General features: G+C 71.0%; 19 protein-coding genes. 7 read left to right on the forward strand and 12 right to left on the reverse strand.

Annotated elements, in window-relative coordinates; translation table 11 throughout:
* Positions 1-4 precede the first annotated feature (4 nt).
* Positions 5-712: an HAD family hydrolase gene (locus ACQP00_RS37105; RefSeq protein WP_433205059.1), complete on the forward strand. Its 708-nt coding sequence runs from the start codon at positions 5-7 to the stop codon at positions 710-712.
* 124 nt (positions 713-836) lie between these two features.
* Positions 837-1,211, forward strand: a complete 375-nt coding sequence (locus ACQP00_RS37110; RefSeq protein ID WP_433205062.1) for an Hsp20 family protein — start codon at positions 837-839, stop codon at positions 1,209-1,211.
* A gap of 8 nt (positions 1,212-1,219) precedes the next feature.
* Here ACQP00_RS37110 and ACQP00_RS37115 read toward each other — a convergent pair whose 3' ends face one another.
* The 6 genes from ACQP00_RS37115 to ACQP00_RS37140 all read right to left on the reverse strand — a co-directional run bounded on the left by ACQP00_RS37115 (position 1,220) and on the right by ACQP00_RS37140 (position 6,196).
* Positions 1,220-2,095 carry a diacylglycerol kinase gene (locus ACQP00_RS37115; protein WP_433205065.1) on the reverse strand — a complete coding sequence of 292 codons (876 nt, stop codon included), beginning with the start codon at positions 2,093-2,095 and terminating at the stop codon, positions 1,220-1,222.
* Between the two features lie 418 nt (positions 2,096-2,513).
* Positions 2,514-3,452: a twin-arginine translocase subunit TatC gene (gene tatC / locus ACQP00_RS37120; RefSeq protein ID WP_433205068.1), complete on the reverse strand. Its 939-nt coding sequence runs from the start codon at positions 3,450-3,452 to the stop codon at positions 2,514-2,516.
* Positions 3,453-3,532: 80 nt separating this feature from the next.
* Complete coding sequence (gene tatA / locus ACQP00_RS37125) at positions 3,533-3,799, reverse strand: Sec-independent protein translocase subunit TatA (RefSeq protein ID WP_433205071.1); 267 nt, start codon at positions 3,797-3,799, stop codon at positions 3,533-3,535.
* A gap of 192 nt (positions 3,800-3,991) precedes the next feature.
* Complete coding sequence (locus tag ACQP00_RS37130; RefSeq protein WP_433205073.1) at positions 3,992-4,243, reverse strand: hypothetical protein; 252 nt, start codon at positions 4,241-4,243, stop codon at positions 3,992-3,994.
* Positions 4,244-4,253: 10 nt separating this feature from the next.
* Positions 4,254-5,171, reverse strand: coding sequence for a helix-turn-helix transcriptional regulator (locus ACQP00_RS37135; protein WP_433224124.1), 918 nt, complete (start codon positions 5,169-5,171; stop codon positions 4,254-4,256).
* Between the two features lie 26 nt (positions 5,172-5,197).
* Positions 5,198-6,196 carry a helix-turn-helix transcriptional regulator gene (locus ACQP00_RS37140; RefSeq protein WP_433205076.1) on the reverse strand — a complete coding sequence of 333 codons (999 nt, stop codon included), beginning with the start codon at positions 6,194-6,196 and terminating at the stop codon, positions 5,198-5,200.
* A 106-nt stretch (positions 6,197-6,302) separates the two neighbouring features.
* Between ACQP00_RS37140 and ACQP00_RS37145 the strand changes: the two genes are divergently transcribed.
* Positions 6,303-7,385, forward strand: a complete 1,083-nt coding sequence (locus tag ACQP00_RS37145) for a DUF3866 family protein (protein WP_433205079.1) — start codon at positions 6,303-6,305, stop codon at positions 7,383-7,385.
* Between the two features lie 108 nt (positions 7,386-7,493).
* Here the strand turns inward: ACQP00_RS37145 and ACQP00_RS37150 are convergent, their stop codons facing one another.
* The 5 genes from ACQP00_RS37150 to rfbA are packed head-to-tail and all read right to left on the reverse strand — an operon-like array spanning position 7,494 to position 11,257.
* Positions 7,494-8,087: a hypothetical protein gene (locus ACQP00_RS37150; protein ID WP_433205082.1), complete on the reverse strand. Its 594-nt coding sequence runs from the start codon at positions 8,085-8,087 to the stop codon at positions 7,494-7,496.
* On the reverse strand, positions 8,084-8,305 hold the full coding sequence (locus ACQP00_RS37155; protein WP_433205085.1) for a hypothetical protein: 222 nt from the start codon (positions 8,303-8,305) through the stop codon (positions 8,084-8,086). The genes ACQP00_RS37150 and ACQP00_RS37155 overlap by 4 nt, the downstream gene beginning before the upstream one ends.
* 37 nt (positions 8,306-8,342) lie before the next feature.
* Positions 8,343-9,701 (reverse strand): Pup--protein ligase, encoded by a 1,359-nt coding sequence (gene pafA, locus ACQP00_RS37160; RefSeq protein ID WP_433205088.1) that lies wholly within the window; start codon positions 9,699-9,701, stop codon positions 8,343-8,345.
* Positions 9,702-9,736: 35 nt separating this feature from the next.
* Positions 9,737-10,336, reverse strand: coding sequence for a dTDP-4-dehydrorhamnose 3,5-epimerase family protein (locus ACQP00_RS37165; protein ID WP_433205091.1), 600 nt, complete (start codon positions 10,334-10,336; stop codon positions 9,737-9,739).
* Between the two features lie 51 nt (positions 10,337-10,387).
* Positions 10,388-11,257, reverse strand: coding sequence for a glucose-1-phosphate thymidylyltransferase RfbA (gene rfbA, locus ACQP00_RS37170; RefSeq protein WP_433205094.1), 870 nt, complete (start codon positions 11,255-11,257; stop codon positions 10,388-10,390).
* Positions 11,258-11,331: 74 nt separating this feature from the next.
* Here rfbA and rfbB point away from each other — a divergent pair, with 74 nt between their 5' ends.
* Genes rfbB through ACQP00_RS37190 form a run of 4 tightly spaced genes read left to right on the forward strand, consistent with a single transcriptional unit; the run spans position 11,332 to position 14,252 of the window.
* Entirely contained in the window at positions 11,332-12,324 is a 993-nt protein-coding gene (rfbB, locus tag ACQP00_RS37175; protein WP_433205097.1) for a dTDP-glucose 4,6-dehydratase, read from the forward strand.
* Positions 12,321-13,166 (forward strand): dTDP-4-dehydrorhamnose reductase, encoded by an 846-nt coding sequence (gene rfbD / locus ACQP00_RS37180; RefSeq protein WP_433205100.1) that lies wholly within the window; start codon positions 12,321-12,323, stop codon positions 13,164-13,166. Before rfbB ends, rfbD begins: the two co-directional genes overlap by 4 nt.
* Entirely contained in the window at positions 13,163-13,564 is a 402-nt protein-coding gene (locus ACQP00_RS37185) for a DUF2304 domain-containing protein (RefSeq protein WP_433205103.1), read from the forward strand. Before rfbD ends, ACQP00_RS37185 begins: the two co-directional genes overlap by 4 nt.
* Positions 13,551-14,252 carry a glycosyltransferase family 2 protein gene (locus ACQP00_RS37190; RefSeq protein WP_433205106.1) on the forward strand — a complete coding sequence of 234 codons (702 nt, stop codon included), beginning with the start codon at positions 13,551-13,553 and terminating at the stop codon, positions 14,250-14,252. Before ACQP00_RS37185 ends, ACQP00_RS37190 begins: the two co-directional genes overlap by 14 nt.
* A gap of 173 nt (positions 14,253-14,425) precedes the next feature.
* Here ACQP00_RS37190 and prcA read toward each other — a convergent pair whose 3' ends face one another.
* On the reverse strand, positions 14,426-15,256 hold the full coding sequence (gene prcA, locus ACQP00_RS37195) for a proteasome subunit alpha (protein WP_433205109.1): 831 nt from the start codon (positions 15,254-15,256) through the stop codon (positions 14,426-14,428).
* Between the last annotated feature and the right edge of the window lie 69 nt (positions 15,257-15,325).

Raw genomic sequence — 15,325 nt, forward strand, 5'->3', positions numbered from 1 at the left:
TGGCGTGCCGCAAAGCGATGAGTCACACCCGTCCCGACGGCCGATCGAGGCGGTGCTGCTGGACTTCCACGGGACGCTTGCGCAGGTCGAGGACGCGGTCCGGTGGGTGACGCTCGCCGCCGGGAGCGTCGGGATCAGCCTCGAACGCGGCAAGGCGACGGTGCTCGCCGACCGGCTCACCACGGCCGGGCGGGCCGGCGGTCCGAAGCCGCACCGGGTGCCGGCCCATCTGGCCGAGGTCTGGGCCGACCGCGACCTGTCGGCGGACGCGCACCGGGCCACCTTCACCGGCCTCGCCGCGACCGTCGACGAGAACCTCGCCACGGCGCTGTACGACCGGCTGCTGCTCGCCGACGGCTGGCAGCTGTACGCCGACACGGTGCCCACGCTGCAGGCCCTGCGCGCGGCCGGGGTGCCGGTGGCGGTGGTCAGCAACATCGGCTTCGACCTGCGGGTCCTCGCCGCCGACCTGGGCTTCGCCGACCTCGTGGACGAGTTCGTGCTGTCGTACGAGGTGGGCCGGATCAAGCCGGACCCGGCGATCTTCTGGAAGGCGTGCGCGGCCCTGCGGGTCGACCCGGAGCGGACGCTGATGGTCGGCGACACCCCGGCGGACGCGGGGGCCGCCGCGGCCGGCTGCTCGGTGCTCGTCCTCCCGGAGAGTGAACCGGGCAAGGTGCACGGACTGGGAGGAATCCTCCGGCTCGTGTGAGGCGGCGGTTGGATTCGCGTTCCGCAGGGAAAACAGTGTCGCAACATCGGCTCTGCGCTTGTCGCGCCGTGCGCTCGCGGCGAGAGTGCAGGCAACGACACGAATTCTTGCTGCGGAGGTACTCATGCCCTTGAACCGCTTCGACCCCACCAACGCCCTCGCCCGCCTCGAGCAGGACATGGGCAACGCCGCTCAGCACGCGCACCACGCCTCGGTGAGCACCGCCACCGAGGGCGACGACCTCGTCATCACGGTCGACGGCATCGACCCCTCGGACGTCGACGTCCAGGTCGGCGGCGGCCGCCTGACGATCAAGGGCGCCAGCGGCGGCAGCACCTCGGAGAGCCACGACGCCGGCGGCGCGCACTTCTCCTCCAGCTCGTCCAGTTCGTCCTCGTTCAGCCGCAGCTTCTCGATCCCGGACGGCGTGGAGCAGTCCGACGTGTCGACCGAGCCCGCGGGCAACGGCGTGAAGGTGCGCATCCGCAACGCCGCCTGATCGGTGCGCTAGCCGAGGAGCGTGAGTGCTCCCGGTACACACGTGATGGTCACGGGGAGTGGACAGATCCGCTCCCCGTCGGCGTATGCGGTGACCCCCTCGGCGGCGAGCGCGACGGTGCGCACCCGGTGCGTGCTGACCCGCCGGTCGTGCACGTGGGTGCCCTTGAGCACCTTGGGCCGCAGCCGCATGAGCGTGAGCCGGCTCAGCGGCTCGGCCACGACGACGTCGAGCAGCCCGTCGGTCGGGTCGGCCCCGGGCACGATCCGGAACCCGCCGCCATAACTCTCGGTGTTGCCCACCGCGACCAGCACGGAGTCGAAGGTCGTTTCGGTGCCGTCCAGGCTCATCGTGTACCGCCTGGGCCGCAACGCCAGCAGCTCCTCCACGATCGCCCGGTTGTACCGCTGCGGCCCTTTCGGCCAGCGCATCCGGTTGGCCCGCTCGTTGACGAACGCGTCGAACCCGGCCGCGAGCACCGCGCCGAACCAGGCCGTGGTCCCGTCCCCGCCCTCCAGCCGCGCCAGGTCGATCTGGCGGGTCCGGCCCTGCCGGATCGCGGCGGCGGCCTCCAGCGGGTCGGTGGGCAGTCCCAGCCGTACCGCGAAGTCGTTCCCGGTCCCGCCCGGCACGATCCCGAACGGCACTCCGGTCCCGGCGACGGCCTGCAGCCCGAGGTGCACGGTCCCGTCCCCGCCCATGGCCACGAGCGCGTCACACCGCCGCACGGCTTCGCGGGCCTGCTCGCGGGCCTCTTCCTGGGTGCCGGCTTCGAGCAGCTCGACGGCCGCTCCCCCTTCGGCGAGGCGCTCGACGACCGCGGGGAGGAGCGCGGCCCGCCTGCCCTTGCCGGCGGTGGGGTTGGCGAGCAACGCGATGTTCACGGCCGAGACTGTAAACGTTCAGCGGCTCCGCGTTCTATGGCCGCCGGTTTTGCGCAGATATGTCCGACACTTCGTGATCGGACATATCCGATTTATACCCCGACGGCGAGCGACGGGGTATGAATCCGAAAAGTCGCGGCGCGCCAGCGCCCGACTTTTCGGACCCGAACGAGTCGCCACGCGGGCCAGCGCCCGGGCCGGCTTTCCGGACCCGAACGAGTCGTTGCTCGCCAGCGCCCGGCTTTCCGGACCCGAACAAGTCATCGTGCGGCCAGCGTTCGACTTTCCGGAACCAAACGAGTCATCGCGCGGCCAGCGTTCGACTTTCCGGACCTGAACGACAACGGCGCGGACCGCGAAACGACAACGGCGCCCCCCGCGTGTGCGAGAGGCGCCGTGACGTGCGCAGGCGGGCGGTTTACGTGATGTCGTCGAAGCGGCGGTCCAGCGGCTGCGGCCGGTCCACCGAACTCGGCGCCGCCACCGGCGTAGGAGCGTCGATCGGGTCGTACCCGTCGATCGGGCTGGCCGCCTCGACCGGCTCGACCTCATAGTCGTCCAGCGAGGACGCCTCGTCGTCGCCGATGCCGGCGAACGAGGGCTGGCTGCGGTTGCGCCGCTTGTCGTTGACCAGCGCGAAGATGACCGCCCCGAAGTACAGGACGGACATGCACAGCGCCAGGAACGTCATGCCGAACGGGTCGGCCGTCGGCGTGGCCACGGCGGCGAAGACGAAGAAGACGAAGACCGCGATCCGCCACCAGCCCAGCAGCCGCTTGCCCGTGGCGATGCCGGCGATGTTGGCCAGCATGATGCCGAGCGGGAACTCGAACGCGACGCCGAAGACGAGCATCATGCCGGTGACGAAGTCGACGTACGACATCGCCTCGAGCATGATGTCGGTCGACGGTGGCATGAAGTTGATCAGGAACTCGAGGCCCTTCGAGACCACGATGAACGCGAGCACCGCGCCGGCCGCGAAGAGCGGGGCGGCCAGGCCGGCGAACACGTAGGCCCACTTGCGCTCGTTGCGGTGCATGCCGGGGGCGACGAACGCCCACAGCTGGTACATCCAGAACGGCGACGAGACGATCAGGCCCGTGTACAGCGAGACCTTCAGCGTCAGCAGCAGTGGGTCGGTCACCTTGAGGGCGACGAACGAGCACTTGTAGCCGGGCGGAAGGACGCCGTTGTTCTCCTTGAGCGCGGTCGCCTTGGACAGGTCGCAGTACGGCTCCTGCAGGATCTGCAGGACGTGCTTCGACAGCAGGTAACCGATGATCATGCCGATCACGATCGCGATCGAGGCACGGAACAGCCTGGTCCGGAGCTCCCGCAGATGCTCCAAGAGGGTCATGGAGCCATCTGCGGCACGCTCGAAGTTCGACGGCGCCTTCTCACGCCGCCGTGCGAGAAGACTCACGACCGGAGCGCGCCTCAGCGCTCGCGTGCGTGGTCAACCGGGTCGACGCGGGGCTTCGGCGACGCCTGGTTGTCGGCGATCTCCCCCCGCAGCGGCTCCCGGCCGTTCTGCGCCTCGGCCTTGGCGTCGACGTCGTCGTCCGCGAGGCCCTTGGTCTCGGCCTTGATGATCCGCATCGAGCGGCCGAGCGAACGCGCCGCGTCAGGCAGGCGCTTCGCGCCGAACAGCAGGATCAGCACGACCACCAGGACGATGATGTGCCACGGCCTAACTGCACCCATGTGAAGCCACCTCACTGTATTCGAGCTGCCTCACCATCCTACTGACCACGGACGGGTGAGGGCAGGGGCCGGGGGTTAGCTGGGAGTGGTCCGGCCGTTGAAGTCCTGACGAGTGTTGACGGTGCTCAGCCCGATCGTCAACCATCCGACCGGACAAAGGTGCACTTTGCCCGGTTATATCCGACAGGATTGTTAACTGTTCTCAACCGCGCGCTGAGCGGCCTGCTGCGCGGCCATGGCCTCCAGCTGCGGGAGCATCTGCTCGACGTTCTGCTGCAGCGCCGCGAGCCGGGGCTCGACCCGCTGCTGGCCGTCGACGAGGCGGGCCTGCACGGCCCGGGCCGCGTGGTCGAACGCGCGCAGCCGGCTCATCACGCTCAGCGCGACCACCACCAGGATGACCAGCGCGACCAGGACGAGAGCACCCGAGATCCACCACAGCACGTGATCGACCTTAATGCACATACGCGGCCAGCGCCGCGTGAGCCTCGCCGGCCACGGCGGACGCCAGCGCTTCGGGGGCCACCACGGTGACCTCGGCGCCCAGCCGCAGCACGAGCCGGCGGGCCCAGTCGAGGTCGGAGGCGCGCAGCGACACGGTCCAGTGCTCGCCTGGGCCGCGTTCGACGGTCTCGCACGGGTACTGCTCGGTGATCCACCGCGCCCCGCGCCCGACGCGCAGCGTCACCAGCGGCAGGTCGGGGGTCGGGGTGAACAGCGTGCCGGTGCGCGTGTCGGTCGGCCGGGCCTGGTGCGGCACCTGCGCGGGCTCGTCGAGCTCGGTGGAGGCGTCGATCCGGTCGACCCGGAACAGGCGCACCGCCTCGGCCCGGCGGCACCACGCCTCCAGGTAGGCCCACCGGCCCACCACGAGCATCCGCATCGGATCGACGACGCGCTCGGTCGTCTCGTCCCGGGTCGCCGTGTAGTACGTGATCCGCAGTGCCCGCCGCCGGTCCACCGCGCCGCGCAGTTCCTCCAGGCGGTCGGAGGCGCCGGGCTGGCGTACCGCCACAGGTGCGTCGGCGAGATCCCCGGCTGCGTGTTCGATCTTCGCCAGGGCGCGGTGCACACCGTCGCCGGCGGTCACCCCCGGCGTCTCGGCGAGCATGCGCAGGGCCACGATGAGCGCGAGCGCCTCGTCGGGCGTGAGGCGCAGCGGGCGGCCGATCCCGGCGTCGTACGTCAGCGTCACCGTGTCGGCCGCGAACGCCATGTCGATGAGGTCGCCCGGCCCGTACCCCGGCAGCCCGCACATCCACAGCAGCTCGAGGTCCTCGCGCAGCTGCCGCTCGGTGATGCCGTGCGCGGCGGCCGCCTCGGCGAGCGTGACGCCGGGCCGGGCCTGCAGATACGGCACCAGGTTGAGCATCCGCCCGAGGCGGTCCGCGGAGGTCGTCACGCCGGCACCCCGAGCTGCGACCCGGCCGGCTCGTAGGCGGCGGCGATGGCCCGCAGCCGGCGCACCACCTCGTCGCGCACCTCGGGCGGGTCCAGGATGACCAGGTCCGCGCCGTACCCCACCAGCCAGCCCGCGAACAGTTCGTGGTCGGAGTAGCTCAGCGTCAGCCGGTCGCCCTCGGGCGAGGGCACGCACTGCTCGGCCCAGCGGCGTACACCCGCGGCCTTTCCGGGTTTGGCGAGCACCGTGGCCCGGCCGAGGCGCTCGACGGGCCCGCTGAACCCCGCCACCTTGGCGATCAGGTCGGTCTTCGGGGGCTCGTAGGCGCCCCGCCGGCCGATCCGCCGCACGCCGCTGACGATCCGGGACAGCCGGAAGCAGCGCTCGGCGTCGCGGTCGAGGTCGTGGCCGACGACGTACCAGCGGCCCCGCCAGCACACCACGCCCCACGGCTGCAGGCGGCGGACCCCGGCGCCGTCGCGCTCGGGCACCTCGTAGGAGAAGCTGACCCCCTGCCGGTCCCGCACGGCCGCGGTGAGCGGCTCGAACGCCGGGTCGACGGTGACCACCGCCTCGACGCCGAGGGTGGCGTGCGGGTCGACGTCGATGCCGCCGGCCCGCAGCTTGGCCAGGCCCGACGACGCGGCGGCGGCCAGCCCGGTCTGCTGCCACAGCCGCGCGGCGATGCCGACGGCGGCCGCCTCGTCCGGGGCGAGCGGGATGTCGGGCAGCGCGTACTCGCGGCGGGCGATCCGGTAGCCCTGCTCGTTGTCGAAGATGCTCGCGGTGCCCATCTCCAGCGGCACGCCGAGCTCGCGCAGCTCCGACTTGTCCCGCTCGAACTTGCGCTGGAACGCCTCGTGGTCGCGCTCGTCGTTGGGATCGTGCTCGTAGCCGGGGACGATCGCGGCGATCTGCTCGGCGGTCAGGAAACGGCGCGTAGCGAGCAGGCAGATCACCAGATTCACCAGGCGCTCGGTTCGAGTCCGCGACACGGAAGCGAACCTACCAGCCCGAACGCCTGTTCTGCGCCATCCACGCGGTGAGCGTTCAGACCGTCACCACGACAGCGCGCTGTGTCGCTGCGTTACTGTGTGCGCCGTGATCCGCTGGCGCTGGGGAACCGTCATCGAGGCCCGCCGCGAGTGGCGCGGAAGCCTGGAGCTCGACGTCACCGTCGACAAGCGAAGAGCCGAAGATCCCGCTTCGGTACGCGCACTGGCCTACCCCGCGCTCGTCGGTGTCCCCCGGGCGGGTGACCGGGTGCTGCTGAACCTCAACGCGCTCGCCCTGGGCCTCGGCACCGGCGGCTACGCGCTCGTGGTGGCGCTGCCGGACCGGCTCCCCGACGACACGGACATGCCGGGCCATGTGGTCAAGGCGCGGTACACCCCGTTGCAGGCGATCGTGCTGGCCGCCGACGAGGAGGCCTCTCCCCTGCGCCCCGCCCTGATCGACGCGGCCGACCTGGGCGGCATGCCGGTGGTCGTGGCCGACCTGCACTCGGCGCTGCCCGCGGTCGTGGCGGGCGCCCTGGCGCAGCGTCCGGACGCGCGCATCGCGTACGTCATGACCGACGGCGGCGCCCTGCCCGCCTGGTTCTCCCGCACCCTGGATGGCCTCGCCCCGCTGCTGGCCGGCACGGTGACGACGGGCCAGTCCTTCGGCGGCGACCTGGAGTCCACCAACGTGCACAGCGGCCTGCTGGCGGCCCGGCACGGCCTGCGGGCCGACCTGGCGATCGTCACCCAGGGGCCCGGCAACCTCGGTACGGGTACCAGCTGGGGCTTCTCCGGCGTCGCGGCGGGCGAGGCGGTCAACGCGGTGCACGCCCTGGGCGGCCGCGCGGTGGCCGCACCCCGCATCTCCGACGCCGACCCGCGGCCCCGCCACCGCGGCGTGTCCCACCACAGCCTGACCGCGTTCGGCCGGGTCGCGCTGGCGCCGGCTGCACTGGTGATGCCGTCCGACCTCACCGCGCCGCTGTCCGACGAGGTAAGGGCGGCTCTCTCTGCCCTGTGTCCCCCGCACACGCTGGTGGAGGTCCCGTCGCTGGATCTCGCCGGCCCCCTGGACGAGTTGCCGGTGCGGCTGTCGACCATGGGCCGGGGGCTCGCCGAAGACACCGCGTACTTCCTGTCGGCAGCCGCGGCTGGACGTTACGCGGCTTCTCTCACTGCTTAAAACGAAATGTCGGGCATCGTCCCTCAGCCCGACATTTCGGACTTATACCCCGTCAGGCGATAAGTCAGATATGTCGTGGCGCGCCAGCGCCCGACATATCTCGCAAGATCACGCCTTGGACAGTGCCGTGTTGGCGAGGGAACGGAGTTGCGACAGGTGGTCCGCGTCCGGAGCGGCCGCCACCACCAGGTAGACGGCCACGATCGCCTTCCCGCGCCGGGACAGCATCGTCTTGGACTTGTCGCTCAGCGCCGCCTCACCCACCCCGCCGACCGCTTCGAGGGAGGCGATCGTCGTCCAGAGCTTCTGCGCCTGGGCGGCGTCGCCGAAGGTCAGCGCGACGACCGTGACCTGGTCGCCGGCCGGGCTGCCGAACGGGCACATCCGGGCGCGGGCGTTGAGGCCGAGGGTCTGGACCGCCTGGCCGTACTGCGCGACCGCGGCCGCCCCGTCGCCCTGGCTCGGCTGCACGGCGAGGCCGGTGGACTGCTGGACCTGGTTCGCGGCGATGAGGCCCTGGCAGCCGTCGGAGTTGACCACCGGCGGCAGGCTCGGGGACGCCAGGGGCTGGCGGGAGGCCTCGGCGGCGCCGGTCGGGCCGGCCGGGAGCGGGCTGCGCTTCGGGCCGTCGTCGGTGCAGGCGGCGAGGGACAGCGCGAGGCAGGCGGCCGGGATCGCGACCCGGGCCAGGCGAGCGATCATGCGTAGATCACGATCAGCGTGAAGAACGCGATGACCGCGATGAGCACCAGGGCGAGCAGCCAGGTCGGGTACTTCGGCCCGACCGTCCGGTTGCGCTCGACCTCGTCGCGGATGCGCTGGAGGCGCCGGCCGAACCGGTTCGTGGCCGGGCGGTCCGGGTTGAAGTCGGCCTGCAGCTTCTTCGGCCTGGGGGGCGGCTGATCGGGCAACTGGTCCATAGCCCGGCCAGCCTAGCCCCCGAAGGTCGAGAAAACGTCACATGCTGGCGATGAGGCGGTCGACGCGCTCGTCGTACGCCCGGAACGGGTCCTTGCACAGCACCGTGCGCTGGGCCTGGTCGTTCAGCTTGAGGTGCACCCAGTCGACGGTGAAGTCGCGGCGGCGCTCCTGCGCGTGGCGGATGAACTCGCCGCGCAGGCGGGCCCGGGTGGTCTGCGGCGGGGTCTCCTTGGCCTCGAAGATGTCGAGGTCGGTGGCGACCCGGTCGACCGAGCCGCGCTTCTCCAGCAGCCCGTAGAGGCCCCGGCCGCGGCGCAGGTCGTGGTAGGCCAGGTCCATCTGCGCCACCCGGGGGTGCGACAGCGGCAGGTCGTGCTTGGCCTGGTACCGCTCGATCAGCCCGAGCTTGGTCACCCAGTCGACCTCGCGCTCGACCTCCTTGTGGTTGCCGGTCTCGACCGCGCCGAGCACCCGGCCCCACAGGTCCATGACCCGCTTGGTGGCCGCGTCGGCGCCGCGGCGGTCGAGGAACTCGGTGGCCTTGTCGTAGTACTCCTGCTGGATCTCCAGCGCCGAGATCTCCTTGCCGCTGGCCAGGCGCACCTTGCGGCGGCCGGTGATGTCGTGCGACACCTCGCGGATGGCCCGGATCGGGTTCTCCAGCGACAGGTCGCGCATCGCGACGCCGGCCTCGATCATCCGCAGCACGATGTCGGCCGTGCCGACCTTGAGCAGCGTGGTGACCTCGTTCATGTTCGAGTCGCCGACGATGACGTGCAGGCGGCGGTAGCGCTCGGCGTCGGCGTGCGGCTCGTCGCGGGTGTTGATGATCGGGCGGGACCGGGTGGTCGCGGACGACACGCCCTCCCAGATGTGCTCGGCCCGCTGGGACAGGCAGTACACGGCGCCGCGCGGGGTCTGCAGCACCTTGCCGGCCCCGCAGATGAGCTGCCGGGTGACCAGGAACGGGATCAGGATGTCGGCGAGCCGGCCGAACTCGCCGTGCCGGCTGACGAGGTAGTTCTCGTGGCAGCCGTAGGAGTTGCCGGCGGAGTCCGTGTTGTTCTTGAACAGGTAGATCTCGCCGGCGATGCCCTCGTCGTGCAGGCGGCGCTCGGCGTCGACCAGCAGGCCCTCGAGGATGCGCTCACCGGCGCGGTCGTGGACCACGAGGTCGGGCACCGAGTCGCACTCGGGGGTGGCGTATTCGGGGTGGGAACCGACATCCAGGTAGAGGCGCGCGCCGTTGCGCAGGAAGACGTTGCTGGAACGGCCCCACGACACGACGCGCCGGAACAGGTAGCGGGCGACCTCGTCCGGCGACAGGCGGCGCTGCCCCCGGTAGGTACACGTGACCCCGTATTCGGTCTCAAGGCCGAAAATTCGCCGGTCCATGTACAGACATTAGCCGCCTGAACGCCGATTCGAACCTATTGGGAGCGGAGACTTTCGGTATACCTCTGACAGGTGGCGTAGTCCGGCAGCGCCCCGGCTTCGCGCTGCTGCGCGAGCGACGGCGCGGCCGCGTCCCGGGCCGAGAGCACCGGCTCGCCGGCCGGCCACGCGATGGCCAGTTCGGGGTCCAGGGGGTGCACCGCGTGCTCGCCCGTCGGGTTGTACGTCTCCGAGACCATGTAGGTGAGCGTCGCGTCGTCGGTCAGCGAGCAGAAGCCGTGGCCGAGCCCCTCGGAGAGGTACACCGCGCGCCGGTCGACGTCGTCGAGCTGCACGCCCTCCCAGCGGCCGAATGTCGGGGATCCGACCCGCAGGTCCACCACCACGTCGAGCACGGCGCCGCGCACGCAGGTGATGTACTTCGCCTGCCCCGGCGGCACGTCCGCGAAGTGCACGCCGCGCACCACCCCGCGGGCCGAGACCGAGAGGTTGGTCTGGCGCACCTGCAACGGGTGCCCGATCTCCGCGGCCAGGTGGTCGACGCGGAATACCTCGGTGAACAGGCCCCGGGGGTCCCCGTGCTGGACGGGGGTGATCTCCCAGGCGCCGCCGATCGAGAGCTGTCGGATCTTCACGTGATCGCTCCGTAGCGTGTCGGTCGTGGTGGCGGAAGTCCTAGATCGGACTCAGTGCTGCCAGTCGAGCAGGTTCAGCAGGTACTCCCCGTACCCGCTCTTGCGCAGCGGCTCGGCCAGCTCCCGCAGCCGGTCGTCGTCGATCAGGCCCGCCCGCCAGCAGACCTCCTCGACACAGCCGATCTTGAGGCCCTGCCGCTCCTCGATGACGCGCACGAACTCGGCCGCCTGCACCATCGTGTTGAACGTGCCCGTGTCCAGCCAGGCCGTACCGCGGTCGAGGACGGCGACGTGCAGTTCACCCCGTTCGAGGTAGGCCGCGTTCACCGCCGTGATCTCCAGCTCGCCCCGGTCGCTGGGCTTGAGGTCGCGGGCGATCTGCACCACGCGGTTGTCGTAGAAGTACAGGCCGGGAACCGCATAGCGCGACTTCGGCCGCAGCGGCTTCTCCTCGATCGACAGCACCCGGCCGTCGGAGGCGAACTCGACGACGCCGTAGTCCTGCGGGTTGGAGACCGGGTAGGCGAACACGCGGCCGCCCTTGACGCCGGTGTTGTCCGACAGCCGGGCGCCCAGCGCGCCGCCGTGGAAGATGTTGTCACCCAGGACCAGCGCCACGGTGTCGTCGCCGATGAAGTCGGCGCCGATGATGAACGCCTGGGCCAGGCCCTCGGGGCGGGGCTGCGCGGCGTACTCGATCCGCAGCCCCCACTGGGAGCCGTCACCGAGCAGCCGGACGAACTGGTCCTGGTCCTCCGGCGTGGTGATCACCAGGATCTCGTGGATGCCCGCCATCACCAGGGTGGTGAGCGGGTAGTAGATCATCGGCTTGTCGAAGACGGGCATCAGCTGCTTCGACACGGCCTTGGTCAGGGGCCACAGACGTGAGCCGGTCCCACCGGCGAGGATGATGCCGCGCACCCGGCCACCGTACGGGACGCTCCCCACCGGGGTCGACCCGGCCGAAATCGGCGTTGGACTAGACTCACGATCCCGTGAGAATCCTCGTCACCGGCGGTGCCGGTTTCATCGGCTCGCATTACGTGCGCACCCTGCTGACCGGCGGGTATCCCGCATTCGCCGGGGCGGACGTGACCGTTCTGGACAAGCTCACCTATTCGGGTAACCGGGCGAATCTCGGCCCGGTCGAACACGATTCCGCCCTCACGTTCGTGGAGGGCGACATCTGCGACAGCGGACTCGTGGCGGAGCTGATGCCGGGCCACGACGCGGTGGTGCACTTCGCCGCCGAGAGCCACGTGGACCGCTCCATCCTCGGCGCGGGCCCGTTCGTGACCACCAACGTGCTGGGCACCCAGGTGCTGCTCGACGCGGCCCGGGCGGCCGGGGTCGGGCGGTTCCTGCACGTGTCCACCGACGAGGTGTACGGCTCGATCCAGGAGGGCTCCTGGACCGAGGAGTGGCCCCTTTCGCCGAACTCGCCGTACTCGGCCTCGAAGGCCGGCTCGGACCTGCTGGCGCTGGCCTACCACCGCACGCACGGGATGGAGGTGGTGGTCACCCGCTGCTCGAACAACTACGGCCACTACCAGTTCCCCGAAAAGGTGATTCCGCTCTTCGTCACCAATCTGATCGACGGCGGCACGGTCCCGCTGTACGGCGACGGCGGCAACATCCGCGACTGGCTGCACGTGTCGGACCACTGCCACGGCATCCAGCTCGCCCTGGAGAAGGGCCGGCCCGGCGAGGTCTACAACATCGGCGGGGGCCGCGAGCTCACCAACCGGGAGCTGACCGAGGTGCTGCTCGCCGCGACCGGGCGGGACTGGGACTCCGCGGTCCGCTACGTCGAGGACCGCAAGGGCCACGATCGCCGGTACTCCCTGTCGCACGACAAGATCGCGAACGAACTCGGGTACGCGCCGCAGGTCACGTTCGAGCAGGGCATCGCCGAGACGGTCGCCTGGTACCAGGGCAACCGCGCCTGGTGGGAGCCGCTCAAGGCGCGCGCGGCGCTGGGCTCATGACCCGGTTCCTCGTCACCGGCGCCGGCGGGATGCTCGGCCGGGACCTGCTGGCCGTGCTCGACGGCTGGGACGTGACCGCGGCGAGCCGGGCCGAGCTGGACATCACCGACGCCGCCAAGGTCCGCTCGCTGGTCGAGGGGCACGACGTGGTGCTCAACGCCGCCGCCTGGACCGACGTCGACGCCGCGGAGGCCGACGAGGCCGCCGCGACCGCGGTCAACGGGGCCGGGGTGGCCGCCCTGGCCGCCGGGTGCGCCGCCGCCGGCGCGCGGCTGGTGCACGTCTCCACCGACTACGTCTTCCACGGCGACGCCACCGAGCCCTACGCCGAGGACGCCCCGACGAACCCGATCAACGCCTACGGCCGCGGCAAGCTGGCCGGCGAGCGGGCGGTGCTCGGCACGCTGCCCGCGACCGGGTACGTGGTGCGCACCGCCTGGCTGTACGGGGCCACCGGCAAGAACTTCGTGCGCACCATGCTGCGCCTGGCCGGCGAGCGGGACTTCGTCGAGGTCGTCGACGACCAGGCCGGGCAGCCGACGTGGTCGCGCGACCTGGCCGAGCGCCTGGTGGCCCTGGCCGAGTCGGGCGCACCCGCCGGGATCTACCACGGCACCGCGAGCGGCCGCACCACCTGGCACGGCCTCGCGCAGGCGGTGTTCGCCGAGGCCGGGCACGATCCGGCCCGGGTGCGCCGGACCACGAGCGACGCGTACGTGCGCCCGGCCCGGCGGCCCGCGTTCAGCGTCCTCGGGCACGAGCGCTGGGCGGCCGCCGGGATGTCACCGATGCGGGACTGGCGTGCCATGCTGCATGACATGTTGTCCGGAGATGCCCGGTGAAGCTCACGATCGTCACCGGCCTGACCGCCCTCGCGGTGCTGGCCTTCATGGTCGAGCTGCTGCGGCGGCGGCAGCTGCAGGAGAAGTACGCGATCCTGTGGCTGGTCGTCAGCATCGTCATGCTGCCGCTGGCCTTCTTCCCGTTCATCACCGACAAGACGGCCAAGCTGCTGGGCATCGCGTCCGGCGTGAGCCTGGTGCTGTTCCTCGGCATCGTCTTCCTGCTGCTGGTCACCGTGCACCTGAGCTGGGAGGTCAGCCGGCTCGAGGAGGAGACCCGGACCCTCGCGGAGGACCTGGCCCTGTTGCGCAGCGAGCTGGGGCGCCCGCGCCCGCAGGACGAAATCCCCCACGAGACGATCATTGCTCAGGAAACGGCTCTCGATGATCAACGGTAAGAAGGTCCTGATCATCATCCCGGCGTGGAACGAGTCGGGCTCGATCGCCGAGGTCGTCCGGGAGGTGCGCGGCGAGCTGCCGACGGTCGACATCATCGTGGTCGACGACGGCTCCGGCGACGACACCGCGATCAGGGCGGCCGAGGCGGGCGCGATCGTCGCCAAGCTGCCGTTCAACCTGGGCGTCGGCGGGGCCATGCGCACCGGGTACCGCTACGCCCGTGACCACGGCTACGACGTGGCGATCCAGGTCGACGCGGACGGCCAGCACGACCCGCGCTACATCCCGAAACTCGTCGACGCGCTGGACGAGCACGATCTGGTGATCGGGGCGCGGTTCGCGGGCGAGGGCGGATACAGCGTCAAGGGCCCGCGCAAGTGGGCGATGAAAATGCTGTCGTCGGTACTGTCGAAGCTCTCCCGCACCAAGCTCACCGACACGACCTCGGGGCACCGCGCCTGCAACCGGCGCACGATCGAGTTCTTCGCGCACTGGTACCCCGCGGAGTACCTCGGCGACACGATCGAGGTGCTGGTCCGGCTGGCCCGCAACGGGTACAAGATCACCCAGATCCCGGTGGCGATGCGCCCCCGGATGGCGGGCACCCCCAGCAACTCGCCGGTCAAGGCGACGATCTACCTCGGCCGCGCCTTCGTCGTCCTGCTGCTCGCCATGATCCGCGCCTGACCCGGGAGTGACAAAGGGCGGGGTCGATGCCGACCCCGCCCCGGTGCAGTCTTTTGAGGGGGTGTGGGTGGAGCTTGCTCCCCCACTGTTCTTCAGGACATCGAACGGTAAACCCCGCTGCCAGGGCGCCCTTCCGTCGCTAGGACCTTCCAGCGCCCATTAGCCACAGCGCCCTATTCGTCCCCGGACTTCGGCTCGTCGGCCGGGGGCTCGGTGCCGCCGGAGGCGTTGTCGGCCGGGGTGCTCGGCGAGGCCGGCGGCTGCGGCTTGTCCTCCAGGCCGTCCTCGACGTCGCCGGCGGCCGCCGCGTCCTCGAGGATCGCGGTCAGCGCGAGGCCGGTGAGCCGGCGGAAGGTGCGCCCGGGCCGGTTGCGGTCCAGGACCGCGACCTCCAGCTGGTGGGCCGCCAGCTGGCGCGGCTGGCCGTTTTCGCCGCCGACGCTGCCCAGACCCTCGACGGCCAGCTTCAGGGCCTCAGCGAGCGTCTGGTCGGGCCGCAGGCGGCTTTTCACGGCGGTGGCGATGGCGTCGGACTGCCCGCCCATGGTCACCATGCCCTGCTCGTCCTGGACGGAGCCGTCATAGGTGATCCGGTACAGCTCGTCATCCTCGGCCGTCCCGCCCGCCTCGGCGACGCAGATCTCGACCTCGTAGGGCTTCTGCTCCTGGGTGAAGATCGCGCCGAGGTTGCGGGCGTAGAAGTTGGCGATCTGCCGGCCGGTCACGTCGCCCCGGGCGTAGGAGTAGCCGTGCAGGTCGGCCAGGCGGACCCCGGCCGAGCGCAGCGCCTCGAACTCGGGGTAGCGGCCGACGGCGGCGAACCCGATCCGGTCGTAGATCTCGCTGACCTTGTGCAGCGCCGTCGAGAGGTTCTCGGCCACGAACAGCACGCCGCCCTCGTAGCTGAGCACCATGACGCTGCGACCACGCGCGATGCCCTTGCGCGCGTACTCCGAGCGGTCCCGCATGATCTGCTCGGGCGAGGCGTAGAACTGCATGGCCACGGTGGCGGGTTCTCCTTCGGCTTCGGTGCAGGCAGCGGGGAAAAGGTCAGTGGGAAAGGGTCGGTGGTA

The organism is Dactylosporangium sp. CS-047395, from assembly GCF_050942185.1.
GTDB lineage: Bacteria > Actinomycetota > Actinomycetes > Mycobacteriales > Micromonosporaceae > Dactylosporangium.